29 protein-coding genes are annotated in these 26,813 nt (G+C 68.5%); 5 read left to right on the plus strand and 24 right to left on the minus strand.

Annotation, left to right across the window (positions count from 1 at the left end):
- Positions 1-4: 4 nt before the first annotated feature.
- A complete protein-coding gene (locus tag AB0F88_RS17360) occupies positions 5-367 on the minus strand; it encodes a hypothetical protein (protein WP_362684165.1) in 363 nt (120 codons plus the stop codon).
- 555 nt (positions 368-922) lie between these two features.
- On the opposite strand from AB0F88_RS17360, the gene AB0F88_RS17365 reads away from it, so the two are divergent.
- Together AB0F88_RS17365 and AB0F88_RS17370 are read left to right on the plus strand one after the other, a co-directional pair.
- Positions 923-1,390: a hypothetical protein gene (locus tag AB0F88_RS17365; protein WP_362684168.1), complete on the plus strand. Its 468-nt coding sequence runs from the start codon at positions 923-925 to the stop codon at positions 1,388-1,390.
- A gap of 142 nt (positions 1,391-1,532) precedes the next feature.
- Complete coding sequence (locus AB0F88_RS17370; protein ID WP_362684171.1) at positions 1,533-2,621, plus strand: hypothetical protein; 1,089 nt, start codon at positions 1,533-1,535, stop codon at positions 2,619-2,621.
- 349 nt (positions 2,622-2,970) lie between these two features.
- On the opposite strand, the gene AB0F88_RS17375 is transcribed toward AB0F88_RS17370, so the two are convergent.
- The 9 genes from AB0F88_RS17375 to AB0F88_RS17415 all read right to left on the minus strand — a co-directional run bounded on the left by AB0F88_RS17375 (position 2,971) and on the right by AB0F88_RS17415 (position 10,739).
- Complete coding sequence (locus tag AB0F88_RS17375) at positions 2,971-3,429, minus strand: hypothetical protein (protein ID WP_362684174.1); 459 nt, start codon at positions 3,427-3,429, stop codon at positions 2,971-2,973.
- Between the two features lie 168 nt (positions 3,430-3,597).
- On the minus strand, positions 3,598-4,782 hold the full coding sequence (locus tag AB0F88_RS17380; protein WP_362684177.1) for a helix-turn-helix transcriptional regulator: 1,185 nt from the start codon (positions 4,780-4,782) through the stop codon (positions 3,598-3,600).
- A gap of 432 nt (positions 4,783-5,214) precedes the next feature.
- Positions 5,215-5,553, minus strand: coding sequence for a hypothetical protein (locus AB0F88_RS17385; protein ID WP_362684180.1), 339 nt, complete (start codon positions 5,551-5,553; stop codon positions 5,215-5,217).
- 59 nt (positions 5,554-5,612) lie between these two features.
- On the minus strand, positions 5,613-6,854 hold the full coding sequence (locus tag AB0F88_RS17390) for a hypothetical protein (protein WP_362684183.1): 1,242 nt from the start codon (positions 6,852-6,854) through the stop codon (positions 5,613-5,615).
- Positions 6,855-6,873: 19 nt separating this feature from the next.
- Positions 6,874-7,158 (minus strand): hypothetical protein, encoded by a 285-nt coding sequence (locus AB0F88_RS17395; protein ID WP_362684186.1) that lies wholly within the window; start codon positions 7,156-7,158, stop codon positions 6,874-6,876.
- 370 nt (positions 7,159-7,528) lie between these two features.
- Positions 7,529-7,903 (minus strand): hypothetical protein, encoded by a 375-nt coding sequence (locus AB0F88_RS17400; protein WP_362684189.1) that lies wholly within the window; start codon positions 7,901-7,903, stop codon positions 7,529-7,531.
- Between the two features lie 523 nt (positions 7,904-8,426).
- Positions 8,427-8,576 carry a hypothetical protein gene (locus AB0F88_RS17405; RefSeq protein ID WP_362684192.1) on the minus strand — a complete coding sequence of 50 codons (150 nt, stop codon included), beginning with the start codon at positions 8,574-8,576 and terminating at the stop codon, positions 8,427-8,429.
- A 142-nt stretch (positions 8,577-8,718) separates the two neighbouring features.
- Positions 8,719-10,191 (minus strand): recombinase family protein, encoded by a 1,473-nt coding sequence (locus tag AB0F88_RS17410; RefSeq protein WP_362684195.1) that lies wholly within the window; start codon positions 10,189-10,191, stop codon positions 8,719-8,721.
- Positions 10,188-10,739 carry a recombinase family protein gene (locus AB0F88_RS17415; RefSeq protein ID WP_362684198.1) on the minus strand — a complete coding sequence of 184 codons (552 nt, stop codon included), beginning with the start codon at positions 10,737-10,739 and terminating at the stop codon, positions 10,188-10,190. The genes AB0F88_RS17410 and AB0F88_RS17415 overlap by 4 nt, the downstream gene beginning before the upstream one ends.
- 320 nt (positions 10,740-11,059) lie before the next feature.
- Here AB0F88_RS17415 and AB0F88_RS17420 point away from each other — a divergent pair, with 320 nt between their 5' ends.
- Complete coding sequence (locus AB0F88_RS17420; RefSeq protein ID WP_362684201.1) at positions 11,060-12,043, plus strand: alpha/beta fold hydrolase; 984 nt, start codon at positions 11,060-11,062, stop codon at positions 12,041-12,043.
- Between the two features lie 112 nt (positions 12,044-12,155).
- Here the strand turns inward: AB0F88_RS17420 and AB0F88_RS17425 are convergent, their stop codons facing one another.
- The 4 genes from AB0F88_RS17425 to AB0F88_RS17440 form a co-directional block, all read right to left on the minus strand.
- Entirely contained in the window at positions 12,156-13,094 is a 939-nt protein-coding gene (locus tag AB0F88_RS17425) for an MBL fold metallo-hydrolase (protein WP_362684204.1), read from the minus strand.
- 163 nt (positions 13,095-13,257) lie between these two features.
- A complete protein-coding gene (locus AB0F88_RS17430) occupies positions 13,258-13,830 on the minus strand; it encodes a hypothetical protein (RefSeq protein ID WP_362684207.1) in 573 nt (190 codons plus the stop codon).
- Between the two features lie 249 nt (positions 13,831-14,079).
- Positions 14,080-14,412: a hypothetical protein gene (locus AB0F88_RS17435; protein WP_362684210.1), complete on the minus strand. Its 333-nt coding sequence runs from the start codon at positions 14,410-14,412 to the stop codon at positions 14,080-14,082.
- Positions 14,413-14,656: 244 nt separating this feature from the next.
- Positions 14,657-15,157, minus strand: a complete 501-nt coding sequence (locus tag AB0F88_RS17440) for a hypothetical protein (RefSeq protein WP_362684213.1) — start codon at positions 15,155-15,157, stop codon at positions 14,657-14,659.
- Positions 15,158-15,255: 98 nt separating this feature from the next.
- Here AB0F88_RS17440 and AB0F88_RS17445 point away from each other — a divergent pair, with 98 nt between their 5' ends.
- Positions 15,256-16,035, plus strand: a complete 780-nt coding sequence (locus tag AB0F88_RS17445) for an aminotransferase class IV family protein (RefSeq protein ID WP_362684216.1) — start codon at positions 15,256-15,258, stop codon at positions 16,033-16,035.
- 502 nt (positions 16,036-16,537) lie between these two features.
- Here AB0F88_RS17445 and AB0F88_RS17450 read toward each other — a convergent pair.
- Positions 16,538-18,691 (minus strand): SpoIIE family protein phosphatase, encoded by a 2,154-nt coding sequence (locus tag AB0F88_RS17450; RefSeq protein WP_362684219.1) that lies wholly within the window; start codon positions 18,689-18,691, stop codon positions 16,538-16,540.
- A gap of 336 nt (positions 18,692-19,027) precedes the next feature.
- Between AB0F88_RS17450 and AB0F88_RS17455 the strand changes: the two genes are divergently transcribed.
- On the plus strand, positions 19,028-20,002 hold the full coding sequence (locus AB0F88_RS17455) for an aldo/keto reductase (protein ID WP_362684222.1): 975 nt from the start codon (positions 19,028-19,030) through the stop codon (positions 20,000-20,002).
- Positions 20,003-20,177: 175 nt separating this feature from the next.
- On the opposite strand, the gene AB0F88_RS17460 is transcribed toward AB0F88_RS17455, so the two are convergent.
- The 9 genes from AB0F88_RS17460 to AB0F88_RS17500 form a co-directional block, all read right to left on the minus strand.
- Complete coding sequence (locus AB0F88_RS17460) at positions 20,178-20,450, minus strand: DUF6510 family protein (protein WP_362684225.1); 273 nt, start codon at positions 20,448-20,450, stop codon at positions 20,178-20,180.
- The gene (locus AB0F88_RS17465) at positions 20,447-21,205 is read right to left on the minus strand and encodes a ferredoxin reductase (protein WP_362684228.1); all 759 of its coding nucleotides are present in this window, start codon (positions 21,203-21,205) and stop codon (positions 20,447-20,449) included. The genes AB0F88_RS17460 and AB0F88_RS17465 overlap by 4 nt, the downstream gene beginning before the upstream one ends.
- Positions 21,175-21,774, minus strand: coding sequence for a sulfite oxidase-like oxidoreductase (locus tag AB0F88_RS17470; RefSeq protein WP_344742884.1), 600 nt, complete (start codon positions 21,772-21,774; stop codon positions 21,175-21,177). Before AB0F88_RS17470 ends, AB0F88_RS17465 begins: the two co-directional genes overlap by 31 nt.
- 148 nt (positions 21,775-21,922) lie before the next feature.
- Complete coding sequence (locus AB0F88_RS17475) at positions 21,923-22,669, minus strand: copper homeostasis protein CutC (RefSeq protein WP_362684231.1); 747 nt, start codon at positions 22,667-22,669, stop codon at positions 21,923-21,925.
- Positions 22,666-23,619 (minus strand): asparaginase, encoded by a 954-nt coding sequence (locus AB0F88_RS17480; protein WP_362684234.1) that lies wholly within the window; start codon positions 23,617-23,619, stop codon positions 22,666-22,668. Before AB0F88_RS17480 ends, AB0F88_RS17475 begins: the two co-directional genes overlap by 4 nt.
- A complete protein-coding gene (locus AB0F88_RS17485) occupies positions 23,612-24,439 on the minus strand; it encodes an amino acid ABC transporter permease (protein WP_362684237.1) in 828 nt (275 codons plus the stop codon). The genes AB0F88_RS17480 and AB0F88_RS17485 overlap by 8 nt, the downstream gene beginning before the upstream one ends.
- Before the next feature lie 40 nt (positions 24,440-24,479).
- Entirely contained in the window at positions 24,480-25,124 is a 645-nt protein-coding gene (locus AB0F88_RS17490) for an amino acid ABC transporter permease (RefSeq protein ID WP_362684240.1), read from the minus strand.
- Positions 25,124-26,041 carry a glutamate ABC transporter substrate-binding protein gene (locus tag AB0F88_RS17495; protein WP_362684243.1) on the minus strand — a complete coding sequence of 306 codons (918 nt, stop codon included), beginning with the start codon at positions 26,039-26,041 and terminating at the stop codon, positions 25,124-25,126. Before AB0F88_RS17495 ends, AB0F88_RS17490 begins: the two co-directional genes overlap by 1 nt.
- Before the next feature lie 30 nt (positions 26,042-26,071).
- Positions 26,072-26,800, minus strand: a complete 729-nt coding sequence (locus AB0F88_RS17500; protein ID WP_362684246.1) for an amino acid ABC transporter ATP-binding protein — start codon at positions 26,798-26,800, stop codon at positions 26,072-26,074.
- Between the last annotated feature and the right edge of the window lie 13 nt (positions 26,801-26,813).

Below are 26,813 nucleotides of genomic sequence, written 5' to 3' on the forward strand. Positions count from 1 at the left end.
ATGTTCAGGCGGCCCGGCGCGCGAGGCGAGCGGGGCGGGCGGTGTCGAGGATCGCGGCGGCGGCTCGGTGGTAGCAGCGGCGCTGGCGGAGTCCGGCCGGGCAGGTGCAGCCCTGGAGGGCGACGAGGTAGGTCGTGGTGCCGTCGGAGCTGACGGCGGTCCACAGGTGCGGCCGGCTGGTGGGGACGATGCCGCCTTGTTCGATGACTTCGTTCGCGTGCTCGACCTGGGCGGGGGTGTAGTCGGCGAGTTCGGTGTGACGGGCGGCGGCCAAGACGATGGACTTGCAGCGGCGGCCGCGCTTGTCGGCGATCGACTTGGCTGAGCGGAGCACTCGCCCGCAGCGCAGGCAGTGAACCTCGTCCACCTGGTCTCCCTTCGGGGTCCCCCTGTAGATGCAATTCTTACACTACAGATATATGGGGACAATGACAATGGTTACCCGGTAGGAAATTGACGTGAAACAGGGAGTTTTCGCAGGTCGCGAGGGCGTATATGCCGAACGCCCGGATCTGGTGATCCGGGCGTTCGGTGTCGTTCTTCTCGCGGCGGATCCGGTGCAGCCCGCCCCAGGGGGCTGCTCGGCGCTAGCGGGAAGGCGCCCCGTCGCCGGTGGCGCCGGGGCGGTGAACCTCGCCGCACGAACTCTCCCCCCAGGGAGCTCGTGCGGCGAGGCCGTAGAAGGGGCGCCTGACCGCGCGAGGCGGGGCGCCGCACGTATGCGTGCGCCGCCGCCCGCACCGGGTGAATCCTGGGAGATCCACGGCGGCGCACTGGGCGACAGTATTTCATCTAGCACCATAGATCGCTATAGGTCGCCATAGAAATATAGTTTGATCTTGTTGGCGGCCAGCCCTTTGTCCCCCAAATGCAATAGGACGATGTATTCATAGGGCTATCTATCGTCTGTCATGCTGAGCGCGTGGACCCTGACGCGTTCCCGGACTACGGTCGACTGGCCGCCGCGGTCAAGAAGCGGCGCCTGGCCCTACGTCTGTCGCTCGCTGGTGCCGCACGGCAGGGCACCATGAGCCCGATCACCTGGACCCGGGTGGAGAACGGGCTCAACGTCCGCGAGCTGACCTACGCCGGCATCGACTACGCGCTGCGCTGGGAGCTGGGCAGTTCTGTGCGCGTTCTGGAAGGCGGCGATCCGGCGCCACTGCCGCCCGGCGAGGCCACGCCGGACGCACCCGACGAGAGCACGCCGATGCGTTACCCGGACGATCCGATCCTGCAGTACCTGTGGGACCTGCCTGATCCCGATCTGGTCGACAGTGAGCGTGAGGCGCTCGTCCAGCTGTACCTCGCACTGCGACGCACCGCCGACAACAACCGGATCAACGCGGCCAGCCCGGGCCAGGGACAGACCTTCCGTAACGCGATGTAACCATTTGGTCACAGAGGACCGTGAAGTATTGCCGGAACCCCAGGTCGCGCGATGAGGTGAAGAACCCTCCGAAAACCTGCGCGTTTCACCAGGCGGTCAGTTCGTGACAGAGAGTGACGACACCTCAACAATCCGTGAAATAGTGGCAGCGCTTCTGAAACGCCTCCAGGCGAGAAGCCGCTCCCCTTCCATCTCCGACATCACCACCCGCATCGAACTACAACAGCAGGTCAACGGGCTCAAACGTGCGTTAGACGCAGCCGTCAGCCTGCACGCGGTACCCATCGAGTTATGCCACACCTTGCGCGCCCCAGCAGGCACATCCCACATCGTCGAACTCGCCGTGGGCGATCAGCTTGTGCGCGCGGTCATCAACCCCCTGGGCCACGTCGACCCCGAACGCGAGCTCGCGGTCTGGCGCGACCTGCTCGAAACGGCCACCATCTGCGTCTACCCCGGCGAACAACTACGTCGGATGCAACCGGCGATCCTCGCCGTCCGCCTGAGCACGGAAATCCTGGTGGTCAACACCGAACATCCGCGGGCCATCGTGCGCGCCGCGATGAAACTCCTGCAGCCGGGCGCACTGGTACCGCTACCTGTGGCGTGGATGTTAGACCAGGCGCGCACCCGGCCCGGCCGCACCAGCGCCGCGGTCGCCGGCGTCGCGGTCGCCCTCACGCTGACGCTCATCAACTACCCCGCATCACCGGTGTCTCGCGATCGTCCCATTGTCGCCGCCGTCCCCTCCTTCGCCCCTTCGTCCGCACCCGTCACCGACACACCCGCCGACGCGCCCACCGACAACGACCCGGCCCCCACTCCCCCGCACACCGTTTTCCAGTCGGCCCCGCCCCCCACCGGCGCCCCCAGGAACGATCCACCACCCGACCGGCCTCCCGAACAAGATGACCCGGACGACCCGGATCCGCGTCCGACCGAGCGGAGCGAACGACAAGAGAAGGAGGACGACGAGAACTCCGACAACGGGGAGACCCCCGACCGGCCAACACCTACGGCACGACCGAGCATGTCGGCTCCGCCCCCAGGTGAGGACGCGGCTCCGACACCACGGTCTTCGTCACCTCCGGACCGGCCTTCCTCTCCTTCTTCCAGCCCTTCCACGTCGGCCCCGTCTCCGACGCCCGCGCCGACCAGCGACCCGCCGCCCTCGAAACCGCGGTGCCATGTGCTCGACGTCGACCTGCCCATCCTCGACGTCTGCGTTTAGTCGCCCTGTCGAGGTGGCGCCGCTTCCACACCCCAGGACATGGCAAGGCCCCCACCGCTGCGGTGGGGGCCTGGATTCCGTGGCGGTGCCTCCGCGCCGAGGCAGCGATCAAGCCGCGGAATCCTACGAGCCTCAGCTGCCATGTCGGCTCCTGGAGGCTCGCACGTTCATAAGAGGAAGAGCAGATTTCCTGTTTCGTTGGAAACCCGCCAGCAGATGTGACACGAATGCAAAGGGAGGGCGGCGCCCTGCCGCACATCAGGTGTGGATCTGGGAGATCCCAGGGCGTCGCCCTTCCCTCGCCGTGCCCTGGACGCGTTCCCGGACGCGCAGCAGGCGCTCGACGTACTCAGACGGTGGACGGCTCACCGTCAAGGCTCAGGACGTACGCGATCTGGTCGGCCGCCGCCTCGATGTCGTCCGCGTCGGCGAGACGCTCCAGCTCGTCGGATGTCCCTGTTTCAGGAAGGCGATCGCCCTTCCACCACCAGTACCAGGCCAGGCCGACCGGCTTGCCGTCGGCCCGCGGCCGAGCGTCCTTCATGAGGACGACCAGCTGAGACAGGCCGGTGAAAAACGATCGGGCCACCGCCTGGTCCTGGACTCCGGCAGCTTCGCTGTAGTCTGCCGGCCGGGAGAAAAGCAGGATCGCGTTCGCGACCTGCCGGACGGTCAGGCCACGCGCGTGGGCGGCTTCGGTGAGCCGCTGGGTCAGCTCCGCAGGACTAGGGGGAACCTGCGGCGCTTCAACATCTTTCACATGTTTTGTTGTCATATGTCGGCTTTCGACGGTGGTGGATGTATACACGACCTTTCGATCAGCTCAGCGTCACGTCTCATCGGCGAACGGATCGTGCCGACGATGACCGCAGAGTGATGTGGAACACATTCCGACCGTAGGTCGTCCACCACCGAACGTCACTGACAGTTTGGTTCGGCGAAAAACGCAACTGTCAGTGGCTGTTATCTTCCCTGGTCAGTAGGCCAAACCGACAGCGTCAGCAAGCTCACGCATCTCCGAGCTGAGCTTCCGCTTGCGCTTGGCGACGAGGCGGCCAACGATGTCGCGGGCGTACCGCTGCTTGGCCAGCCACTCAGGCGAGACGCGAACGAGATCCTGCAGCACAGCGAACGACTCGTTGGTCTTCCGCATGGACACCAGCGCTGAAGCGACATCGAGCCGGTGGCGGTTGCGGCTGGCCGAGTGCGCGTACGGCAGATCAGCCGGGATGCGCTCGGCGATCGCCAGCACCCGATCCGGCTGGTTCAGCACCGCGGCATTCTCCGCAGCGATCATGGCGACCGTCACCGGCCCGAACGTGCGGGTCGTCGAGGTGTCCGACAGCGCCTCGTGGCCAATGCCGGCGGCCGCCGCCCGCGCCAGCCGTATCGCGTCCGCGGCCTCCCCGGGCCGGTTGTCGCGCACCCCGGCGTTGGAGACGCCGAGCAGCAGACGCCCCCACAGGGCCAGCTCGATCGTCGTCGCCCGCGAGAACCGCGGCTCGATGTCGTCGGCCCACCGCGTCGCGAGGTTCCGCGCCTGGTCGAGCTGGCCCTGCCGCAGGTGCAGCCAGACCCGCGTGTTGACGGCGGCGGCCGCGTCGAGCCGGTCGTCGGCCAGGTCGATCGCCCGGTCCAGCGTGGGCTCGGCCATGTCGAACTGCCTGGTCTGGGTGAGAACCCAGCCGGTCGCGTTCAGCAGCCGCGACCGCACGGCGCGGCCGTTGCCGTTGAGCGCCTCCGCGTCCCGCAGCAGCGGCGGCAGCAGCGTGGCCAGCTCCTTGTACCGGTTGTCAGCCAGGAGCGGCTTGAGCGCCCTCAGGCCGTCGGCCACGCCGTCGACGGTCGGTTCCTCGTCCGGCTGCTGCATCCGGCCGAGCAGCGCCCGGTAGGTCTGCTCCCACACGACCCGGTCAGGTGCGGCTTCCTGCTCGGTATCGCCTCGCCCACCGATCAGGAAACTGGTGGTCACCTGCAGCGCCTCCGCGAGCTTACGGACGGTCTCTACGCGCACTTCACCATGGTTGCCCTGCTCCAGCTTGGCCACGTAACTCTCTGACAGGCCGCTCAGTTCGGCGAGAGCTTTCTGAGACAGCCCGCGCCTTTTCCTGACCTCGCGTACCCGTGTCGGAAGCTCGCTCACCGTGTTACGTTCGGGCATGGCCCCGCCCTTTCCTGTGACGTAGACACTCTCAGGCTAAGCGTGCGGGGCTCACTTGTTGGCGGAGACGCCCCAGGTGTTTCCCCACCGCGCAGCCCCGGCACTGCCGCGGGATACCTCGCATCTGCCCGTCCGGAGTCATCCGGTTCCATCCGGAGATAGGGCACCGCCTCCCGAGCGCTGCCGGCGGAAGCTACGCTGAAAGCCGCTCCTCACCGCGTGCGAGGGGTGGGCGATTCCGCCAAGAACGCTGTGTGCGGCCCGACATGCACCAGGCCACTAGGGGGCTGGTGCATGTCGGGCCGTTCGCATTCCCGCCGCCCACCTAGCCGTTCACACCGGCCCCTTGACGTGCTCCAGGCATGGCGACCGACCTGCGAGCTGCTGACCGTGCGGGCGTGCATCGCCACCGTCCGCGAGGGAGGCGCGCCCCTACGACGCGACGGCGCGGGCGGCGAGTTCCTTCTGGCGCCGCTCCTCAAGCACACGGCGCATCTGTTCGGTGTTGGCGCTTTCGATGTAGCGACTCAGGCTCTTGCCCACGCCCAGCCGACATTCGACCTCGCTACGCGCACCGGGGCGAAGCAGGCCGTCCGGCTGCCTCAGCAATCCCTGCGCCAGCTCGTAGAACGCGATCTGGTCCAGGTCCGCCTGGTAGCGGCTGTCCTGCTTCTTCTGCAAAGCGTCACGGGCTTTCTGCCACTCCTGCTCGGAGGGCTCGGGCGGCAAAATCACGATCGGATTGTAACGGTGGTGGTGCGCGGCGCCCACGGACTGTCACCGCCCCTGCGCAGCGGTGAGGACGCTCGCCGCCAGGGTTCCGACGGTCGTCATTGCGCCTGCCCCTCGGTCTCGTCGCTTTCGCTGTCGTCGAGCTGGCCTCGCATGACCGCTCTCACCTTCTGGGTGCGGGCCCTGCCCCACGACTCGGACATGCCGTAGTGCGTGCCGAGCAGGCTGCCGGGGATGGTGACACCGTCGAGGCGGGCCTGCCGATAGGCGTCCTCGGCTGACTCGCGCTTTTCGTGATCACTGGCCATCGCCGCGACCTCGTCGCGCGTCGGCAGGTACCGGCCCGGGTTCGGGGCGCCGCTGGGGAGTTCCTGCTGTTGCTTACGGTCCAGCGCCTCGGCCCGCTTGGCGGCGATCTTGGCGTCGCGTCTCCTCTGCTTGTCGGTGAGGTGCTCGACGGCGACACGGTACGCGCTCTCAGCGTCGGCGATCTTGTAGCGGACGGCTTGCCGCTTGGCCGCGAACGTCTCGGGGAGCCACAGGAGCCATTGCAGGGCGTCGAACGAGGCGACCGGCTTGCCGCCCGCGTGCTGCTGCGTGGCGGCGCTTGGCGCACGCCCGTCAACCTCCAGCATGGAGGCTGTTTCGGCGTAGCGGGCGGCGGCGTACCAGGCCCACAAGACCGGCGACAGAAGCGACAGGATGGCGAACGGGATCGCGAGGGCTTGCTGCCCCTGCGTCGCCGACCAGTGCCCGTAGTTCAGGCCGGCGACAACCCCTGCGAGCAGGGCGGCCGCGATGAACTGGAGCCTGTAGGGGCGCCCCTGGCGGCGCGCGGCGAGGCCGTAGTCCAGCACCGTGACGGCGACCAGTTCCAGCCCTGCGGCGAGCATGACGGCCGCCAGCACGGGCAGCTCCTGCTGCTCGATGAAGAAGCGGGCCTGCCCGAATCCTGCCGCCCCGTTCACGATCAGGTTGACGATCAGCCGCCGGGCCCGCCCGCTGTACTCGGCGATCAGGGTGCGGGTGTGGTTGCCGCTTTCGCGGCGCTTGCTGCGCTGTGCCGCAACCTTCGCCACCCGTGCTGCTTCAGCGTCACGGATGCGCTTGGCTTCGGCCGCGCGCTGCCGTTCGTCGGTGTGCAGCTTGGCTCGGTGGGTGATCGCCGCGATTTTCGCGTCGGCCTCCGCCTGGGCGACGGCGTCCGCCGCGAGGATCTTGCGGCGCTCGGAGTCGGCGCGTGCGGCAAGAGCAGCAGCCTCGGCATGCTCGGCCTCGACGAGCGGGTCGACCGGCTCGGGGGCGGGTTGTCGGCGCAGCCGCGCCAAGAGGGGAATCATGTTGAATCCTCGGGACGGGTCAGAGGGCGATGTGGGCGATGAAGGCGCCGACCGCGCAGAGGTAGCGAAGAAGCCGGAGCGCGACCGGGTTCGTCGAGTGGGTGCAGGCGTACAGCGCGGAGACAGCGGCACACCCCATGCCGATCAGGAGGAGGAGCGACAGGGCTGCGAGGTGGAGCGGGTGCTGGGAGTAGGGGAAGCGTGTGGCGGCGACGCATGCGGCGGCCAGGGCCAGCAGCGTCTCCAGCCATGAGACCGCCAGGCGTCTTCCGTGGATCTCGGCGGCCTCCGGCGTTCGGTGCATGAGCGCCCTTCCGTTGGTGGCAGTCGGTGATGGTCGGCGTTCGGTTCCGGCCGGGGGACCGGGCGGCTGGGCCCTGCCCGGCAGCTGGGGAATCGCCGGTGCGGGGAGGTCCTGGTGAGGTGTGAGCGGGGCCCGGACGGGCTCATCGCTCGTGTGGTGCCTGAGCCGGTCTGTGCCGGCGGGCTCGCTCGAAGGGGCATCCCTTAGGCGACGAGTATGGGGTCAGTGCATCATTGTTCCCTCCTAGGTGTAGGGCGCAGCATACTACGCAGCGTGGCCGGGTGGTCACGATTGAACATGACGGGGTGAGACACAGAAAGCCCCGCCGCTGCGGCGCGACAGCGGCGGGGCTTTCGAGATCGAGGCCAGGTCAGCCGGTGGCTACGAGCCTTCCTTCCAGGCGGTTGCTCGCGGGACCTCCGGCGACAGGGGTGGCACCGGCGGCCCCGGCGGCCGCGGCGGCCTGGGCCTCGATCGTCTGGCGGCTCCCGGCGGCCGGGTACGGCGCAGCGGGAGCGGGACCACGCAGTTCACCACCGAAGGTGGGAACGTGCGGAGCCCAGTGGGCGGCGCTGTGGAGGGGGGTGGCGAACACCTCGCCGCCGCGGTCGTCGAAGAACGACAGGATTCGCCCCTCATGCGTCAGGCTGTAGCTGGCCGCAGTAATCTGTGTGTCCTTCACGCTCGGGTCACGGAAGCTGATCGTCCAGAGCACCATGAGCATTTCTCCTCTTCCCCTGTCCATGTCATGATCCATTCGCGGAGCCATGTCCCTGGGGGTTGGAACATGTGGCGCGAGACACAGGGAGACGGATAGTCATTGTCACCCCATTGCTGTAGCTGGCTACACACGGTACAGATCCAGCAACTCCCTGCGATGCAGTTCAAGGAAGACGGAACATCACTTGCCTCTTCGGCCAGCCGGTTCACGCCTCCCGGCCTCACGCTCGCGCCAGCCGCAGCAGCAGCCACGCGTCGTCTGCGCCGCGGTGGCGACCGGCACAGGAGAGCCCACGGAAGACAGAGGAGCAAGATCCGGACGTGGTGAGATTGCGCCGACACGTCACGCTCGGCGCGATGGAGCATCCATGCAGCGCATGCAACTCTTACACAACAGGTAGATGTCGAGCAGAAACGTCCGTTACATTACGGGTCCTGAGGTGAGTGGGCACACAGAAAAGGCCGCGGAACCTTTTACAGGTTCCGCGGCCTTCCGCGTGTCGCGCTCCACCAAGGGGTGGACCGAGCAGTGCGGTCTTCCCGCAGGTTCACGCCACAGCGGGAAAGACCGACGTAGGGGCCGCATCGGCTCCGATGATCAGGGCCGCAGCTTCCACCACGCTGTCGCTCATCTCGATATCCGGCTCACAGGCCAGAAGCTCTGCGATTCGGGCGGCGAGGCGGTCGACGTCATCCACAGGACCCTCCGGTACGTACGGTGAGGGCAACCCTACGGGCGATCTCCCAGGATCACTGTCACCCACGGTAGGCGTACCAGCGCGGAGCGCGCAGCCAAAGAGGCAGATTCACGACACCTGATCGTGTTCGCCTCGATCGTCGTCAATCACGCCACACCCAGTTCAGCCGCGCCAGGTCCAACCCCCGAAATCCCACTCTGGTCGTCGGCCCGACGGAGATGTGGTCGAGCACCGCGGCCACCAGGTCTCGGCGCCGCTCCAAGGGAACATCGGCCCACCATTGGGCGAGTTCGCGCGGGCCGAGCCCTTCAGGAAGCGTTGAGAGGCGGTTGGCCTGGTTGATCTGCGCACGCAGTTTGGTGATCTCGTGTTGCGTGGTGCGGTCAGCCGCCTGGAACGCCTCCTTGGAAATCCTCTTCGTGACCCAATCGCTGGCGAGGCTGGCGATGTTCTCCTCGTGTTCCTTGATTTGGTCGAGGATCTGCTCTTCGCTTTGCGCGCTCATCGAACTGTGCAGGCGGCGCGCAACGAGCGGTGAGGCGAATCGGGCCATGACCCGGGCTGCCACTTCCTCCTCCAGCGCTTCGGCGGCTATCCGGATACGGCCGCATCCGCCGCTGGGCGGATTTTTGCGGCACACGTAGCCACGGGCCCCGGAGTTACTCGGCTGGGACTGCAAAGGTCTCCCACAGCCGGGCATTCCGCACACCAGCAGACCACCCGACAGCAGGTACTTGCGCACCGAAAGACTTCCGCCGCCGCCTGTGTTGCGGAGAGGGTCACTGAAGAGAGCCACGAGTTTCGCCTGGGTCTCCTCGTCGATGATCGCGTCCCATGTGCCTTTGGCGACCTTCTCGCCGTTGAGGGTGCGCCAGCCGGCGAGCTTCGGGTTCTGCAGCGTTCGGCGCAGGGTGACGGCCTGCCAGGACCTGCCGTTTGCCGTACGAACATTCCGGGCGTCCAGATCGGCGATGATCGAGCGCAGTGACTGCCGTTTCAAGATACGCTTTGCGACTTCGCGGAGTACCTCGGCTTCCGATTCAACGACGGTCTTGCCGTCTTTTTCGTATCCGTAGGTGCGCATTCCTCCGTACCAGCTTTCACCTCGTAGTGCTCTTTGTCGATTGGCAGATTTCTGCCGTTCGGCTTTGTGCTCGACCTCTCGGCGAGACGCCGCCGCGAACATCCGAGCCGACATTCTGCCTGTTGATGTTCGCAAGTCAATATCTCCGTGAACCGCACTGAACAATGTGCCGAGTTTCTCGGCGTAGGTGCACAGGTGTTCCAGTTCCAAATTGCGTCGCGTTACCCGGTCCAAATGCCAGCACCCGACTGCGGTCACCACTCCCGCTTCGATGTCGGCAAGCATCCGCTCGTAATTCTTGCGACGCTTTCGTGTATTGCTCGCGCTCACGTCGTTGTCGTCGTAGACATCGACGATCACGGCGTCCGGGTCAAGGCGGTGGATCATCTCGCGGATCTCGGTCTCCTGGCGCTGCACGCCGAGCCCGGCGCCGATCCGGTCCCGTGAGATTCGCACGTAGATCGCCCAGCGGTGCCCGGTGTAGCCCAGCGTCACCGACGCATACGGCGCGTTGGTCCAGAGCATGCTCATGAGCCGCCTCGGGACCGGTTCCGGCGTGGCCGAGGCCCTTGCCCAGCGGCGCTGAGCATTGCGGCGACGGTCGGCGGGAGGACGTCGTCGACGTCCTGGCCGGTCTCCGCGAGGGTGACGCCGACGCCGAGGTCACGCAAGGTTGTCAGCGTCAGGCCAGCACGTTGGCGGCCGAAGCGGTGCAGGTCCCAGACCATGACACGGTCGGCCTGGCCCTGACGCGCGGCCTCGATCAGCTCGTTCCTGCCGGTGCCGGGCCGGCCAAGGTCGCTGAAGCGGAAGGCGATCGTGCCACCGAGCCTCGTGGTGGCGTCTTCCATGACGGCGAACTGCTGCGCAGTCTGCTCGCGGCCGCCACCTCCAGATCGCGCGTAGAGCGTCCAGCGGACACCCGTGTGAGGCAGATGACCCGGCGGGAGGGTTTCGGCGCTCTCCGGCGCTCTCAGGGCCTCGGAAGGGCTATGGGGACGCTGGTCGTCTGTTGCCTTGATGGCTACTCCCACGGTGAGGCGTTTGCGCCCTCGGGTGGCGCGCCTGAAGGTACCCACGCCGATGTCCCCCTCTCGGGCAGCCCGACGCCCCCAGGCCGTGGCCGGGAGCGTCCATTTGCCAGTCAGCTATATGACTTCGCGACAATCGCGGCCACGAATATCAGCGGGTCATACAGCGAAGTTATCCACGTTGGACGGCGACAAGAGTACGACGGCGGCTCACCCCTGGCCAGTCGCTTACTGTCCCCCGACAGCTCCATGGTCAATCACTCGCATCGAACGCGCCACATCGTGGCAGGTAGCACCTATATGATTAAACAACAATCGCGTGCGAGCCACTGCCCCCCGTACCCCGGGAGGACGGCGTCCTGGTCGCGGTGCGGGTGCGCGGCGCGGTCGAGCTGCGCCTGGTCCCCTCCGGCGCCGTCGGCGCGCCGCTGGAGAAGCTCGTCCTCGTCCTGGGTGAGCGGGCGCGCGTCAAGGCGTTCACCACCTGCGGGGAGCGGATCGTCGCGGTGCTGTCCACGCCCGCGAGTCCCGGCGAGGTGGTCACCCCCGACGGGACGCTGACCGGCTTCTCGGGTCCTCTCCCCGGGATCAGGCCGCTGCGCGAGATCACCGCCGTCTCCGCCGACGGCTACCCGGTCCACGGCTGGCTGGCCCTGCCCGAGGGCGACGGGCCGCACCCGGTCCTGCTGAACGTGCACGGCGGCCCGTTCCACCACCACGGGTGGGCGTTCCTGGACGAGACCCAGGTCTACACGGGAGCCGGGTACGCGGTGGTCCTGCCCAACCCGCGCGGCTCCTGCGGGTACGGCCAGGCGCACGGCCGGTCGGTGGTCGGCGCGCTGGGCGGCGTGGACGCCGACGACGTGCTCGCACTGCTGGACGCGGCGCTGGCCGATCCCGCGTGCGACGCCGGGCGGGTGGGCGTGATGGGCGGCTCCTACGGCGGCTTCATGACGAGCTGGCTGGCCGCCCGCCACGGGGACCGGTTCAGGGCCGCCTGGAGCGAGCGCGCGGTCAACGCCTGGGACTCCTTCACCGGCTCCTCCGACATCGGCTGGTACTTCGCCGAGGCCTACTGCGGCCCCGACCCGGAGGCCCAGCGGGCGATGAGCCCGCTCTACCAGGCCGGCCGGATCACCCTGCCGTTCGCGGTGGTCCACTCCGAGGACGACATCCGCTGCCCGGTCGAGCAGGCACAGCGGATGTTCGTCGCGCTGCGCCGCAACGGCGTCCCCGCCGAGCTCCTGCTCTTCCCCGCCGGGGGACACGAGCTCACGCGCGGCGGCCGTCCGAGGCACCGCCTGCAGCGCTTCGAGGCCGTCCTGGAGTGGTGGTCGCGCCACCTGTCCTGACGTCGGCGTACGAGACCCGGTGAGACCGGGGCGCCGGGACCCGTGGCTCCGGGTCCCGGCACCGATCGGGACGAACACCGGCTGGGACGAACGCCGGCCGGGACGGACAGGGTCAGGCCAGGCAGGTCAGGGGCTTGCCCCCGTTGTAGTCGATCATCTCCAGCATCGCGGTGACCAGGTCGATCGGCTCACCTGGGGCCAGCCCCTCCAGCTCGGCGTAGGCCCGGTGCAGGTTGCCGACGATGCGCTCGGGGTCGAGCAGTCCCGCGTACTCCCCGAGGTCGGTCTCGCGCGCGGTCTCCAGCGGGGACAGCCCGGCCTGCCTGCCGCGTTCGGCGGTGGCGAGCACGAACCGCAGATAGCCCTGCACGTGGTCGATGATCTCCGGGCCGCACACCTCGCCGTGTCCCGGGACGATCGTCTCCGCGCCCAGCGCCCTGAGCTCGTCGAGCGCCGCGATGGCCCCGGTCACCGAACCCATCATCACGAACGGCGTGCCGCCGTTGAACACCAGGTCACCGGAGAACAGCAGCGACCGCTCGGGGATCCACACGATCGAGTCGTTGGTCGTGTGGGCCGGGACGCCGATGTGCCGTACCTCGCAGCGCAGCTCGTCGGAGTAGACGGTCACCCCGTCGGTGTAGGTGAGGAACGGCGGACGGGCCTCCAGGTTGCCCCAGTCGACCTCGGTCCAGGCCAGCTTCAGGTAGTCGGGGATCCCCTCGGCGATGATCATCTCCCTGGTCCGCTCGTGCCCGACGATCGTCGCCTCGGGGAAGGCGGAGTTGCCGAAGGTGTGGTCACCGTGGTGGTGGGTGTTGACCAGCGTCGTGATCGGCCGGTCGGTGACCGACCTGATGGCCTCGCGGTAGGCGAGCGTGCGGCGTTCGGTGGAGCAGGAGTCCACGCTGATCACTCCGCGGCGGCCGACGAGGAAGCCCGTGTTGTTGATCCACCAGCTTCCGTCGGGCTGCAGGTAGGTGTAGATCCCGTCGGAGACCTCCTGGACGCGCGCCGGAGGCAGGGGATGGTCATGTCGCGATGAACTCATACCTGGGATTGTCGGGCCTGCACCCACCACTAGTCATACCGAATGGGGTCTTTTGAGGTTTTTAGACCTATTTCACAGGTAAAAGTGCACGCTCACCTCCCGGCCGTCACGATCTTCCTACGGGCGGGGCGCGGCAGATCCGGCCCTCGGGCCGGTTCGGCGTTCACACGTCGCCGGGGCCGAAGGGAGGGAAGTACGGCTCGTCGAGGCGGGTGACCCGCAGGCCGGGATTCCGCCGGACGGCGATGTCGACGTCGACGTCCGCGTACACGACGAGCTCGGCGAGATGGGCAAGGGGCGGCAACACCCCGAAGTCACCGTGCGCCAGAGCGAGGGATTCCAGGCCCACGACGCCCCGCAGGCCGGACAGGTCCTCCACGTCCACGTTCGACAGGATCAGCCGGCGAACGGGGGTGCCGCTCAGCTGCGCCACGTCCACGCCGGCGGGGCCCGCCAGCTGGAGCAACCGCCATGGCCGGCCCGTCAACGGCCCCAGGTCCATGCCGTTGACGTCCCACAGCAGCGCCTCCGTCACCGCCGGCAGCGCCCTGATGGGATCGAAGTACCACATCCACTCGAAGTCGGTGGTGAGGCGGTGGCGTCGCAGGATCGGATCCGCGGGCGGGGGCGTGAGGGCGTCGGAGCCGCACAGCACCCGCCGCCACGACGGTGAGAGCCCATGCCAGAAATCCTCCCAGGTGTACTCGGCGTCCAGGGGGTTCTCGTAACCGGCCATCGACGTCCTCCGTCCTCCCAGCTCTGGAACGAGCCTGCGACCCACACGATCGAGGGTGGCACGAGCTCCCGCGATCTTGGCTGGCGAAGGCCGGTAAGCACACGGTGCGCAGCGCTTAGCAAGAAGGGCATCCAGCCGCCAAGCAAAAATCGTGCGGTTTCCCGAAAACAACAAAGGCAAACCAGGGAAACCTATCTTGCGGCGTCTCGATGATCCACAAAATAGACAATAGGTACAAATGATATTTATTCATGACAATTCATGCGATATCGTCGTCATGTCGGCCTGAGTTGCCACGTTGATCAGCAGCGGCGACTCCCGGCCTGAGAGGAGAGTGCCTATGCACGGCAAGCGACGCGTGGCGCTGCTTGGCCCCGCGCTTATTGCCGGCCTGGTTCTCGGGGTGTCGGAAACCTCCCCGGCGTCGGCCACTTCAAGCTCTGGGAAAACAGCGGCAATCACGATGTCAAACGAAGTCGCCGCCATCGACAGCGCCGCCAAATGCAAGAGGTACAGAGGCCGGATCTGCTGCAAGAGGTATGGTCGCTGGACCTGCAAGAGGACGAGAGGATGGCCGAGCATAAAGACTCCCAGGTCAGAAGGCCGGGGTTCCTGGGAGCGCTCAAGGGGATACGAGAGCTCGGGTAGGGGCCACGGCCGTTCGCGGTAAAGACCTCCAAGGGAGAAAGAGCGCACGTAGAAAGCCGTTCGGGAGCGGCTCTGTTCGCTCTTTCCATTGGCGAGCGGAGCCGCCGTCCCGGCCCTCTTGGGTCAGACCCCCACGAGGACCGAAGGTCGTCCTCGGGCGGCGGAGGTCTCCTGGGTGTCAGCTTGGCCGGCGCCAGTAGGCGAGCGACCCGCTTGTGGCTTTGACCACGCGCGGGACAGACTCGTTCTCAGGCCAGATCTGCAGCAGGTAGTGGTCGATGACCTCGCTCGAAGTGTCCACCTCCGCGGCCTCGTCCATGTTCCGGGCGTGGTAGCGCAACCGGTACCACCCCGGTCCCGCGGGCAGTTCGGGAAGCTCATGGAGCTTTCCCCCCCACTCGTGCAAGGAGACCCGCCCGGCCTCGGACTCGAAGCCGATCTCCACGATGTCCTCGTAGCCGTCGGCGTCCGCTCCCGGGTCGTGGGCGGCCACCGTCACCGAGAAGCCGACCGTGCCCGTGTGCAGGCCGGTGAGCAGGAAGGCGCAGCCGTCCGCCACCCGTATGATCCCGACAGGATGCGTGGGATGGTCGTCGAGTAGGTCCTCCGGGCCCATGGCGTCATCGGTCTCGTCGACGAGGTACGCCTGCCGGTAGGAGACACGCAGATCGAATGACACGCTGCGAGAATCGGTCATGAGCGGCAAGCCTACGATCGTGAACTGACATTTCCCGGCCGCGGATGTCCCGCGATCGCCGCCGGTGTAAGAATCAAAACATGGCGGAACTCAACGGGACACCGGTGACCTCGGAAGCCTTACAGGCGCTGGCCCTCCTCAACTACGGCCATTTCACGTCCATGCGTGTTCAGGATCAGCGAACAAGGGGATTCTCCCACCACCTGGACCGCCTCTCGAACGACTGCCGGCTCTTGTTCGACGTGAGCCTGGACAGGGAACGGGTTCGCGAGTTCGTCCGGCACGCGGTCAGGGGGAAACAAGGGGCGTTCGTGGTCCGGGTGACCGTTTTCGACCCAGATCTCGATCTTGGGCACCCCGTGTCCTCCGCGGAACCGAGCGTGCTGGTCACCACCCGGCCGGCCATGCCGTTGCCCCCTTCTCCGATTCGCGTGCGAACGGTCGGTCATCGGCGTGACCTGCCGGAGGTGAAGCACGTCGGATTGATGGGATCGCTGTGGCACCGGCGGCAGGTTCAGATGCGGGGATACGACGACGCGCTTTTCGTCGACGACGCCTCCTTCATATCCGAAGGGGCGACATGGAACATCGGCTTCTTCGACGGGGAGCGAGTCGTCTGGCCGAACGCGGAAATGCTCCCGGGAATAACGATGAGGCTGCTGGACCAGGTCCACGACAATACGACGACCGCACCGGTGAACATCCGCGACGTCCCCGCCATGCAGGCCGCGTTCGCCACGAACACGACGACGGGCGTGCGGGCGATCAGCGCCGTCGACGGGATGAACCTGGCCGACGACCACCCTGTTTTCGAGACACTCCGGAAAGAGTACGAGGAGATCCCGCCGGAACGGCTGTAACAGCCGTCCCCGTCCCCACCGGGACCGGCGGAGACCGGGACGAACCGGTTGAAGACAGCGGTCGTAGGGTGGAGTCCGGGGCATTGAAGATCCGAAGGTTTGACATGGAGTACGTGCGCCTGGGGTCCACCGGGATGAAGGTGTCGAGGGTCTGCCTTGGCATGATGAGCTACGGCGATCCCGCCAAATGGGGCGAGTAGGTGCTGGACGACGCCGTCGCGATCAACAACACCCTCAACGTGATCCGCAAGGTCGTTCACCTCGACGACGGGACTTCCACGCCCGCATAGGTGTTGGTCGCGAGCAAGTCCGCGCGACGCCACACGCGATGAGTGATGCCATCAGGGCGATGAAGGAGCAGCGCCAGGCCGAAGGCGAGAAGTGATGGGCCGCCAGGCCAGAAGCCGCTTCGCACGTTCTCTTGATCTTGCTTGCCTTCGTTCGGCCTCGGCCCCCGGTCACCGAGAGTCCATCTCACCCGAAGGGCCTTATCGCGTTGTCGTCAGCAGGGGAGGGATTGCTCGGTCCAGATGCATTTGCCGTCTTGGAGGTAGCGGGCGCCCCAGCGCCGGGAGAGGGCGGCCACCAACTGCAGGCCCCGGCCGCCTTCGTCGGTGTAGGAGGCGTGGCGGATGCGCGGGGTGCTGAGGCTGCCGTCGTAGACCTCGCAGATCAGGGAGCGGCTGCGCAGCAGGCGCAGGCATATGGGGCCCTTTGCGTGCCGGATCACGTTGCCGATGAGCTCGCTGACCAGAAGTTCGGTGGTGATCGTCAGATCGTCCAGTCCCCAGATGGCCAGTTGTTTGCGGACATATTTGCGGGCCTGTCCGGCTGCTCTGGGATCGTCGGGGAGGCTGCAGGTGGCGACATCGTCGGCGGCGGTACCGCGGGTGTGGACGATGAACAGGGCGGCGTCATCGTCGGTCTGTTCACGGGCGGGCAGCAGCGCCGAGACGACCGTGTCGCAGAGATCCTCCAGGCAGCCGACGTCGTCGCCCTGGCGTCCTGACCAGAGGTGCGGAATGCGGGGCACGGCCTGGGTCACGATCCGGCGGAGCTGGGCCAGGCCCTTGTCGACGTCGCGGGTGGCGGATTCGACCAGGCCGTCGGTGCAGAACACCAGCAGGCTCTCCTCAGGCAGGTGCAATTCGTGGATCTCGAAGGGCGGTTCCGCGGCGCCCAGCGGCGGGTCGGCGGCCAGGTGGGGGCACAGCACGGTGCCGTCGGGATGGACGATGACCGGTGGGGGATGGCCGGCCAGGCAGAACGTACAGGTCCGGGTGGTGGGATCGAAGACGGCGTACAGGCAGGTGGCGTAGAAGTCGTCACCGAGGTCGCTGACCAGATCGTTGAGGTGGCCGAGCAGTTCGTCGGGGGGCAGGTCGAGGTCGGCGAGGGTGCGTACAGCGGTGCGCAGGCGACCCATGGTGGCCGCTTCGGTGATGCCGTGTCCCATGACGTCGCCGATCACCATGGCGACCCGGTCACCGGACAGCGGGATCAGGTCGTACCAGTCGCCGCCCACCTCCTCGCCCCGGCCCGCGGGCAGGTAGCGCGCGGCGGCGCAGGCGACGGGGAGACGGGGAAGCTCCCGGGGAAGCAAGCCGCGCTGCAGTTCCTGTGCGCGGGCGTGTTCCACGTCGTACAGCCGGGCCCGTTCCAGCGCCTGGCCGACCAGACCGCTCAACGCCGTCAGCAGGGTGCGCTCCTCGTCGCTGAAGACACGCTCCCGGGTGAACGACACCACACACGAGCCGATGGACCGCCCGGAGGCGATCATGGGCAGGAACGCCCAGGCGTTCTTCGGTGACGCCTTCCCCACGCTCTCCATCGCTGGATAGCGCCGGCAATACTCCGCTTCCGATCCGATGAACCGGGGAGTACCGGTCCCCAGCACATCGGTCACCGGGAGGGTTTCGGTGAGCGGGAGCCGGTCGACAAGATTGAGGAATTCCTGTGGGTACCCGGCGGCGCCGACCACATCCAGCCGGCCGCCTTCGATCAGCCAGACCACGAGCCCGTCGGCACGGAACGGAGGCAGGACATGGTCCGCGACGGCCTGCACGACGTCCCGGGTGGTGACGGCCTCGGCGAGCGCCACGGTCAGCTCGCCCATCCGGACCGTCCGCTCGGACCCGGCCGCCGAGGTAAGGCCTGGCTCCGTGCCGGGCAAGCCTTCCAGGCGCGCAGCGGCCCATGCCGCTACCGCACCGAGAAAGGACCGCTGTTCGTCATCCGGCTCGGCGGGCCCTGCCGTGAGCACGGACAACACCCCGACCGGCCCATCGGCACCCGGGAGGGGCAATGCCGCCGTGCCGGTTGCCCCGATCCCCAAGCTGTCCCCGCCCACCCAGACGTAGCCACCACGCCGCACGGCGCGTGTGGGCGCCACGTCCTGCACGGTACGAAGATCCGCCCACGCCTCGGCGGCCTCCGGGAGAAGCCCCCTGGCCGCCGCCAGACGCAGGCAACCGGTAGCGGAATCGCACCTGTGCACGAGGGCGCCCAGGCCGCCCAGTCCCGTCGTCGCCTGCTGGAGAGCCAGCGTCAGCGTCTGCGCGCTCCACTGCCCTTCGTCCGAGGTCCCCATAACGCCGAGCTGCTCCGCCTGCGGCTGCTCGGCGTGGCCCTCGGACCTAACATTCCGGGCCGCCACCTCACCTCCTGGCATAAGCGCGACAATGTGGAAAGTCACCACTTATGTACATCCACACTAGCTTTCACCGCCAGACGCGGCACTTTCGGGGTCCGCGACACTCCGCCGCTTCGTGCGTGCCCCCTGGCAACACGACCCGGTGAAGCCGGCCGCGTTCATCGCCACCCAGGCGACCGAGGCTTCCCAGCTCGTACGCCATCCGGTGACGTTCATTGTGAACCGCTCCGAGATCAGTGGAAACTCCATCAGACCCGGAGCGGTTCAAGGTAGGACGAACCGGTTGAAGGCAGCGGTCGTAGGGTGGAGTCCAGGGCATTGAAGATCCGGAGGTTTGACATGGAGTACGTGCGCCTGGGGTCCACCGGGATAAAGGTTTCGAGGGTCTGCCTTGGCATGATGAGTTACGGCGATCCCGCCAAATGGGGCGAGTGGGTGCTGGACGAAGCCGCTTCCGAGCCGATCGTGCGCCGGGCCGCCGACGCGGGGGTGACGTTCTTCGACACCGCCGACGTCTACTCCTTCGGCGCCAGCGAGGAGGTCACCGGCCGCCTGCTCGCCAGGATCTTCCCCCGCAGGGACGACTACGTGCTGGCCACCAAGGTGTTCATGCCGATGGGCAAGGGCGTCAATTCCGGCGGCCTGTCGCGCAAGCACATCCACTCCGCGATCGACGCCTCGCTGCGCCGCCTGGGCACCGACCACGTGGACCTCTACCAGATCCACCGCTGGGACCCCGACACGCCGATCGAGGAGACCATGGAGGCCCTGCACGACGTGGTCCGCGCGGGCAAGGCCCGCTACATCGGCGCCTCCAGCATGTACGCCTGGCAGTTCGCCAAGGCCCAGCACACCGCGGAGAGGCACGGCTGGACAAAGTTCGTGTCGATGCAGAATCATTACAATCTTCTTTACCGAGAAGAAGAGCGGGAGATGAACCCGCTCTGCCTCGACCAGGGCGTCGGGCTGATCCCGTGGAGCCCGCTGGCACGCGGCCTGCTGGCCCGCGCCGGATCCGAGGAGAAGACCACCCGGGCGGGCAGTGACCCCCGCATCGACTCCCTCTACGACGACGCCGACAACGACCGCCTGATCCTCGACCGGGTCGCCCAGGTGGCCAGGGAACGCGAGGTCGCCCCCGCGCGGGTGGCGCTGTCGTGGCTGCTCCACCAGCCCGGCCTGTCGGCCCCGATCGTGGGCGCGACCAAGGACGTGCACGTGGACGACGCGGTCGCCGCGGTGGACCTGTCCCTCACCGAGAAGGAGCTCGCCTTCCTCGCCGAGCCGTACCGTCCCCGGGTCGTCAAGCACTGACCTCTCGGGCCGGGCGGGAAGGGCCCGCACCCCGGCACTGAGGAATCCCGGCGCCCGACGATCCCGTCGCCTGACGGTTCCGGGGCCCAACTGTCCCGGAACCGGTCCGGGGCCCAACTGTCCCGGAACCGGTCCGGGGACCAGCGGTCCCGGAACCGGGAAAGGCGGCCGGGGGTCAGGAGCCGGCGGGCAGTTCGAACTGGACGCAGGTCATGCCGCGCATGTCCAGCCACGCCCGTCCCGGCCCCCGTACGAGCCGGAAGACGACCTCCTCGCACCCGGGGCAGCGGGCCACCAGGCCCGGGGCTTGGGTGTAGAGGAGCGCCTCGGCCAGCGCGAGGGCCCGCGCGCAGCCGGAGCACCGGCCGGTGGCGGCGGTCAGGTCGACGGCGAACACGTCGCGCAGGGCTCCGCCCGCCGCGTTCCCGTCGAGGTGGTCCTGGCTCATCGTTGTCCTCCACTGGGGCCGAAGCGTTCCGTGCGGATCAGACGGGGGTCGTGCCCGGCGGAGACGAGCAGGCCCGCGGCGGTCTCGACGAAGCCGGTGGGCCCGCACACGAAGACGGCCGGTTCCCGCTCGGCGGGCCAGGCGGCCTCGGCGAGCAGGGCGGCGTCGACCCGCGCGGGCGGGCGCCCCCAGCCGTCGGGCACCTCGCGCGTGTAGGCGTAGGTGACGTCCAGACCGGAGCCGTCGGCGCTCTGGCGGTCCAGCTCGGCGCGGTAGAGGGCGGAGTGCGGCCCGCGCGCCGAGTACAGGAGCCGGAACGGCGTGCCGACCCCGGCCGAGGCGCGGGCGCGGATCATCGCCATGAGCGGGACGACCCCCGAGCCGCCCGCGACCAGTTGCACCGGCTCGGGCGTCTCGGGCCGCCAGACGAACCAGCCGCCGATCGGGCCGCGTACCTCCAGCGGGTCTCCCGGCGAGAGGACCCGCGCGAGGTACGGAGAGACCTCGCCATCGGGCAGCAGCTCGACGGTGAGCTCCACGCGGTCCCCGTCGGCCGCCGAGGCGATGGAGTACGAGCGCTGGGTGGAGTAGCCGTCGGGGGCGGTGAGCCGTACGTCGACGTGCTGGCCGGCGAGGTGGCCGGGCCAGCCGGGGACGTCGAGGGTGATCGTGCGTGCTCCGGGGGTCTCGTCGCGCACGGCGGTGACCGTGGCGACCCTCCAGGTCAGTCGCCCCAGTACCGTTGCTCGCGCCATGGGTCCCCGTAGTTGTGGTAGCCGACGCCCTCCCAGAAGCCCGGCTGGTCCTCGTCGAGGAGCCGGAGGCCGCGCACCCACTTGGCGCTCTTCCAGAGGTAGAGGTGGGGCACGAGCAGCCGGGCGGGCCCGCCGTGCTCGGGGGTGATGGGCTCGCCCTCGTAGCGGACGGCGATCCAGGCCCGGCCGTCGAGAAGGTCCTCCAGCGGGAGGTTGGTGGTGTAACCGCCGTAGGAGGTCGCCAGGGCGTACTCGGCGGACGTCTCCACGCCGTCGAGGAGGGTGTCCAGCGACACGCCCTCCCAGGTGGTGCCGAGCTTGGACCACTTGGTGACGCAGTGCAGGTCGACGGTGAACCGCTCCACGGGCAGGGCGTTGAGCTCCGCCCAGTTCCAGCGGACGACCTCACCGGTCTCGGTGGTGACGCCGAGGCTCCAGTCGTCGGTGGAGACCAGGGGCGTGGGCCCGGCCGAGAGGACGGGGAAGTCCTCGGTGAGGTACTGCCCCGGCGGCAGGTCCGGGTTTCCGGCGCGACGGCGGCCGAAGAATCCGGGCGAGACGATGCCGATGACGCCCACCTCCACTGTCCGGCAGATCACGACAGCCGCGACACGCCCCTCGAATCGATCACGAGCCGGCGAGTCACGAGAACTAGGTGAATCTCATCACATCCGGTCGCGTCTCACATCACCAGGGCGGGGTTCGGCTGCCCGGGGTTCAAATGCCCGAGGCGGCGATCACCTCGGAGACCAGGCGCGGGGAGGTGATCAGGCGACTGTACTCGGGCTGGCGCAGCTCGCCGCCCATGAACGGGTGGGGGTTGCGGTGCACGGCGGGGCTGGGCGCGTCGACCAGGGCGGCGAAGTGGATCTCGGAGGCTCCGGTCGCCTCGACCACGCGGTGCACGTTGCGGGGCGTGATGCCGCCGCCGGGCATGACGATCAGGTCGTCGCCCGCCCGCTCGACCAGGGAGGCGATCAGCGGCGCGCCCTCCAGGGCGGTGACGTCCTGGCCGGAGGTGAGGACCCGGTCGACGCCCAGGGAGGCGAGGGTGTCCAGGGCGGCGAACGGGTCGGCGGTCATGTCGAAGGCCCGGTGGAAGGTGACCGACAGGTCCCCGGCCGCGCCGATGAGGCGCTTGGCCACCTCGACGTCCACCTCGCCCGACGGCGTCAGCACCCCGATCACCACGCCCTGCGCGCCCGCGTCCCTGATCGTGGCCACGTCGCGCTCCATCGCCGCGACCTCGTACTCGTCGTAGATGAAGTCGCCGCCCCGGGGACGGACGATCACATGGACCCGGATCGTCGAGACCGCCGCGAGGGTCGCCTCGACGGTGCCGAGGGTCGGGGTCAGGCCCCCCTCGAAGAGCGCCGAGCACAGCTCGACGCGGTGCGCCCCGGCCTGCTCGGCCGCGAGCGCGCCCGCGGTGCTGTCAATGCAGATCTCATAGCTAAGACTCATTTTTCCTCCAAAGCATGGATTTCACCGACTGGTCGGCCCCCGCCCAGTACCGGAACGCTCGCGAAGTCCGCCGCCGCTCCCGCGACGTCCCCGCCGGCCGCCCTGAGCGCGGCCAGCGCGATCGCGCTCGTGGCCCGCGGGCTCCCGTCGATGACCTTGACGGCCGCCGCGTGCCCGGTGGCGAGCGCGACGACGAGGACCCCCTCGGCCCCGCCCTTGGCCACCGCCCCCGGCAGTGCCCGCATCAGCGAGGTGTTCACGTGCCCGGTCCCGCCGACGTACTCGGGGTGCTCGCGCATCGCGTCGGCGACGGCGCGCGGCGGGGTTCCCGGCTCGGCGACGACCAGGGCCCGTACGGCGCGCGCCAGCCCGGTCAGCGACAGCCCGAACAGCGGGGCGCCGCACCCGTCGACGGCGACGTGGGCCGCCCTCTCCCCCGACAGTTCCTCGGTCACCGCGCGCACCCGCCGCTGCAGGGGGTGGTCGGCGTCCAGGTAGGAGGCGGTCTCCCAGCCCGAGGCGGCGGACGCGGCGATCATCGCGGCGTGCTTGCCCGAGCAGTTCATCCGTTCGCGCGAGGCCTTCAGGCCCGCCCGGATCAGCGTGTGCCGGGTGGCCTCGTCCTCCGGCCAGTCCTCGGGGCAGCCGAGGGCCTCGAAGCCGAGCCCGGCCCCGGCGAGGATGTCGGCGACCAGCCGTACGTGGAAGTCCTCGCCGGTGTGGCTGCCGGCGGCGATCGCCAGGCCGGGACCGCGCAGGTCCGCCCCGGACAGCAGGCAGGCCAGTGCCTGGAACGGTTTGGCCGAGGAGCGCGGCAGCACCGGCGCGTCGACCGCTCCCCTGGCGACGGCCACGGCGCCGTCGGGCGCCAGGGCGACGGCGCTGCCGAAGTGCACGCTCTCCACGAATCCGGAGCGCACCACTTCGGCGAGCGGGACGAGTTCAGGCACGGGCGGGTCTCCTTCTGAGCCGGCGGGCCCCCGGGGTGTCGCGGGCGTCGAGGGTACGGGCGAGTTTGGACAGTGACGCGTTGACCACCAGGTAGATCAGCGCGACGACGATGTAGGTCTGGATGAGCAGGCCGTTGAAGGTCGCCAGGACCTTGCCGCTGTAGAGCAGTTCGGCGTAGCTGACCACGAAGCCCAGCGAGGTGTCCTTCAGCAGGCCGACCGACTGGCTCACGATCGAGGGCAGCACCCGCCGGGCCGCCTGCGGCAGCACGATCAGGCGCATGGTCTGGCCCTGGGTGAGCCCGACCGCGAGGCCGGCCTCGCCCTGACCGCGTTCCACGGACAGGATCCCGGCGCGGAAGATCTCCGCGAACGCCGCGGCGTTCGAGATCGCCAGCGGCACCACGAGTTTCCAGAACAGCGGCAGGTCGAGCCCGTAGCGGGGCAGCGCGAACAGCACGACGTAGACCAGCAGCAGCGCCGGGATGGTCCGCACGACCTCCACGTACGCGGCGGCGGGCACGCGGACCCACCTGTGCCGCGACAGCCGCCCGAGGGCGAGGGCGAGCCCGGCCGCCATCGCGAGCGCGGCCGAGACGACGGCGGCGAGCGCGGTGGCCCACAGCCCGTTCAGCAGGTAGCGCCACATCGGCCAGGTCGCGTACGGCGACCAGCGGTTGGCGTCGAGCTGGCCGTTGGCGGCGAACTGGCGCAGGGCCAGCGCCAGCAGGGCGAGGACCGCGACCGCCCCCACCGCGGTCGCGATCCTTATCCTGCGGCGGGCGCGCGGCCCCGGCTGGTCGAACAGGAGATTGCTCACCGGACCACCGCCAGCCGTCGTTCTTCGGGAGGAAGATCGCTCACCGGACCACCACCAGCCGTCGTTCGAGCCGCCCGGTGACGAAACCGGCGCAGGCGGCGATCAGCGCGTAGGCCAGGCCCGCCCCGACGAAGATCGGGATGGGCTGCGCCTCCGCGAGGTTCACCCGGTTGGCCGCCGCGGTCAGGTCGACGACGCCGACCGCGGCGGCGAGCGAGGTGTTCATCGTCAGCGCGATGAAGATGTTGCCGACCGGCTGGATCACCGTGCGCAGCGCCTGCGGCAGGACCACGTGGCGCAGCGACTGGCCGAAGGTCAGCCCGAGCGCGCGGGCCGCCTCGCCCTGCCCGGCGGAGACCGCGTTGACGCCGGAGCGTAGGGCCTCGGCGATGTATGCGGCCTCGTAGAGCGCGATGACGATCATGGCCGTCACCAGCAGGTCGGCCTTGAGCCCGATCTCGGGCAGGCCGAAGACGGCGAGCACCAGCAGCACCAGCAGCGGCAGGTTCTGGAAGGTCTCCACGTAGGCCGTGCCGATCCCGCGCAGGACGCCGACCGGGCTGACCCGCATGGCGGTGATCACGAGCCCCACGACCGCGGCGCCGGCGAAGGACGCCGCGGTCAGCTGGAGGGTCACGACCAGTCCCTGCCAGAACTCGGGCAGGTGGTCCAGGAGGGCGGACATCAGGACCCCGGCACCGATCCGATCTGCGGCGGGGCGGGAGCCTCACCCTGCACGACCGTGCCGAGGGAGTTCTTCCAGGTCTTCTGCCAGAGGCCGTCGGCCTGGATCTTCTTCAGCCAGTCGTTGACGAACTTCTTGAACTGGTCGTCACCGTGCTTGAGTCCGATGCCGTAAGGGTCCTCGGTGAACGGGCTGCCGACGACCTGGACCGAGGGGTCCTTCTGCGCGTTGGCCACCAGGAGCGTCTCGTCCTGGACGTAGGCGTCGCCGCGTTCCTGCTTGAGGGCCTGCATGCACTCGGGGTCGCTGCCGAACGTCACGATCTTGGCCTGCGGGGCGAGCTTCTTGATCGCCGAGACGGCCGGGGTGTTGGCGCCGGCGATGACGGTCTTGCCGTTCAGGTCCTCGGGCTTGGCGATGCCCGTGGTGCCCTTCCTGACCGCGAGGCTCAGCCCGGAGGAGTAGTACGGCCCGGCGAAGGCGACCTGCTCGGCCCGCTCCGGGGTGATCGTGTAGGTCTGGAAGACGACGTCCACGGTGCCGTTGGAGAGCAGCGCCTCGCGGGTCTCCGAGGCCGAGTTGACGATCTTCACCTTGGGCTCGCCGATGATGTACTTGGCGAGCGCCTTGCCCATGTCCGCGTCGAACCCCTCGACCTCGCCGGTCGTCGGGTTCTGCTGCGACAGCAGCGGCGCGTCGAGCGACCCGCCGACGATCAGCTCGCCGCGCTGCTTGATCTTCTCCATCGTGGAGCCGGGCAGGATGTCCGCGGCGGCGGCGACCGGCGCCGAGGCGATCAGGTCGTTCCCCTTGGCCTCACCCGGTACGGCCGGGCTTCCCGAATCCGTACCGGCACAGGCCGAGAGGCCGAGCATGGACACAGCGGCGACAGCGGCCAGCCGCTTCATGGACACCATCGGGCCCACCATCCTTTTCGATCGATCTGATCAGTGAGTGAGAACCTTGGCCAGGAAGTCCCTGGCCCTGTCTGTCTTGGGAGCCTCGAAGAAGGCGCCGGGCTCGCCCGTCTCGACGATCTGGCCCGCGTCCATGAAGACCACGCGGTCGGCGGCCCTTCGGGCGAAGCCCATCTCGTGGGTGACGACGACCATGGTCATGCCGTCGGCGGCGAGCCGGACCATCACGTCCAGCACCTCGCCGACCATCTCCGGGTCGAGCGCCGAGGTGGGCTCGTCGAAGAGCATCACCTTGGGCCGCATGGCCAGCGCGCGGGCGATGGCGGCCCGCTGCTGCTGCCCGCCGGACAGCTGAGCGGGCAGTTTTCCGGCCTGCTCGGCGATGCCGACGCGCTCCAGCAGCTTTCGCGCCGCCGCCTCGGCCTCGGCGCGGCCGTCGCCGCGGACCTTCATCGGCGCGAGCACGATGTTCTCCAGCACGGTCTTGTGCTGGAACAGGTTGAAGGACTGGAACACCATGCCGACGTCGGCCCGGAGCCGGGCCAGCTCGCGGCCCTCCACCGGGGCGGGTACGCCGTCGACGAGGATGTCCCCCGACCCTGCGGTCTCCAGCCGGTTGAGACAGCGGCACAGCGTGGACTTGCCCGACCCCGAGGGGCCGACCACCACGACGACCTCGCCGCGCGCCACCTCAAGGTCGATGTCGCGCAACACGTGGTGGTCGCCGAACCACTTGTTCAACCCTTTGACCTGAATCATTGCCATCTTCCTT

This window comes from Streptosporangium sp. NPDC023963 (genome assembly GCF_040639135.1).
In the GTDB taxonomy this organism is placed as follows: Bacteria; Actinomycetota; Actinomycetes; order Streptosporangiales; family Streptosporangiaceae; genus Streptosporangium.

Excerpts from the sequence above, each read along its gene's own strand:
- AB0F88_RS17380 (WP_362684177.1), bottom strand. The coding sequence starts at position 4,782 with ATGCCCGAACGTAACACGGTGAGCGAGCTTCCGACACGGGTACGCGAG.
- AB0F88_RS17390 (WP_362684183.1), bottom strand. The coding sequence starts at position 6,854 with ATGATTCCCCTCTTGGCGCGGCTGCGCCGACAACCCGCCCCCGAGCCG.
- AB0F88_RS17395 (WP_362684186.1), bottom strand. The coding sequence starts at position 7,158 with ATGCACCGAACGCCGGAGGCCGCCGAGATCCACGGAAGACGCCTGGCG.
- AB0F88_RS17400 (WP_362684189.1), bottom strand. The coding sequence starts at position 7,903 with ATGGACAGGGGAAGAGGAGAAATGCTCATGGTGCTCTGGACGATCAGC.
- AB0F88_RS17410 (WP_362684195.1), bottom strand. The coding sequence starts at position 10,191 with ATGAGCATGCTCTGGACCAACGCGCCGTATGCGTCGGTGACGCTGGGC.
- AB0F88_RS17425 (WP_362684204.1), bottom strand. The coding sequence starts at position 13,094 with ATGAGTTCATCGCGACATGACCATCCCCTGCCTCCGGCGCGCGTCCAG.
- AB0F88_RS17430 (WP_362684207.1), bottom strand. The coding sequence starts at position 13,830 with ATGGCCGGTTACGAGAACCCCCTGGACGCCGAGTACACCTGGGAGGAT.
- AB0F88_RS17435 (WP_362684210.1), bottom strand. The coding sequence starts at position 14,412 with ATGCTCGGCCATCCTCTCGTCCTCTTGCAGGTCCAGCGACCATACCTC.
- AB0F88_RS17445 (WP_362684216.1), top strand. The coding sequence starts at position 15,256 with ATGGCGGAACTCAACGGGACACCGGTGACCTCGGAAGCCTTACAGGCG.
- AB0F88_RS17455 (WP_362684222.1), top strand. The coding sequence starts at position 19,028 with ATGGAGTACGTGCGCCTGGGGTCCACCGGGATAAAGGTTTCGAGGGTC.
- AB0F88_RS17460 (WP_362684225.1), bottom strand. The coding sequence starts at position 20,450 with ATGAGCCAGGACCACCTCGACGGGAACGCGGCGGGCGGAGCCCTGCGC.
- AB0F88_RS17465 (WP_362684228.1), bottom strand. The coding sequence starts at position 21,205 with ATGGCGCGAGCAACGGTACTGGGGCGACTGACCTGGAGGGTCGCCACG.
- AB0F88_RS17475 (WP_362684231.1), bottom strand. The coding sequence starts at position 22,669 with ATGAGTCTTAGCTATGAGATCTGCATTGACAGCACCGCGGGCGCGCTC.
- AB0F88_RS17490 (WP_362684240.1), bottom strand. The coding sequence starts at position 25,124 with ATGTCCGCCCTCCTGGACCACCTGCCCGAGTTCTGGCAGGGACTGGTC.
- AB0F88_RS17495 (WP_362684243.1), bottom strand. The coding sequence starts at position 26,041 with ATGGTGTCCATGAAGCGGCTGGCCGCTGTCGCCGCTGTGTCCATGCTC.
- AB0F88_RS17500 (WP_362684246.1), bottom strand. The coding sequence starts at position 26,800 with ATGATTCAGGTCAAAGGGTTGAACAAGTGGTTCGGCGACCACCACGTG.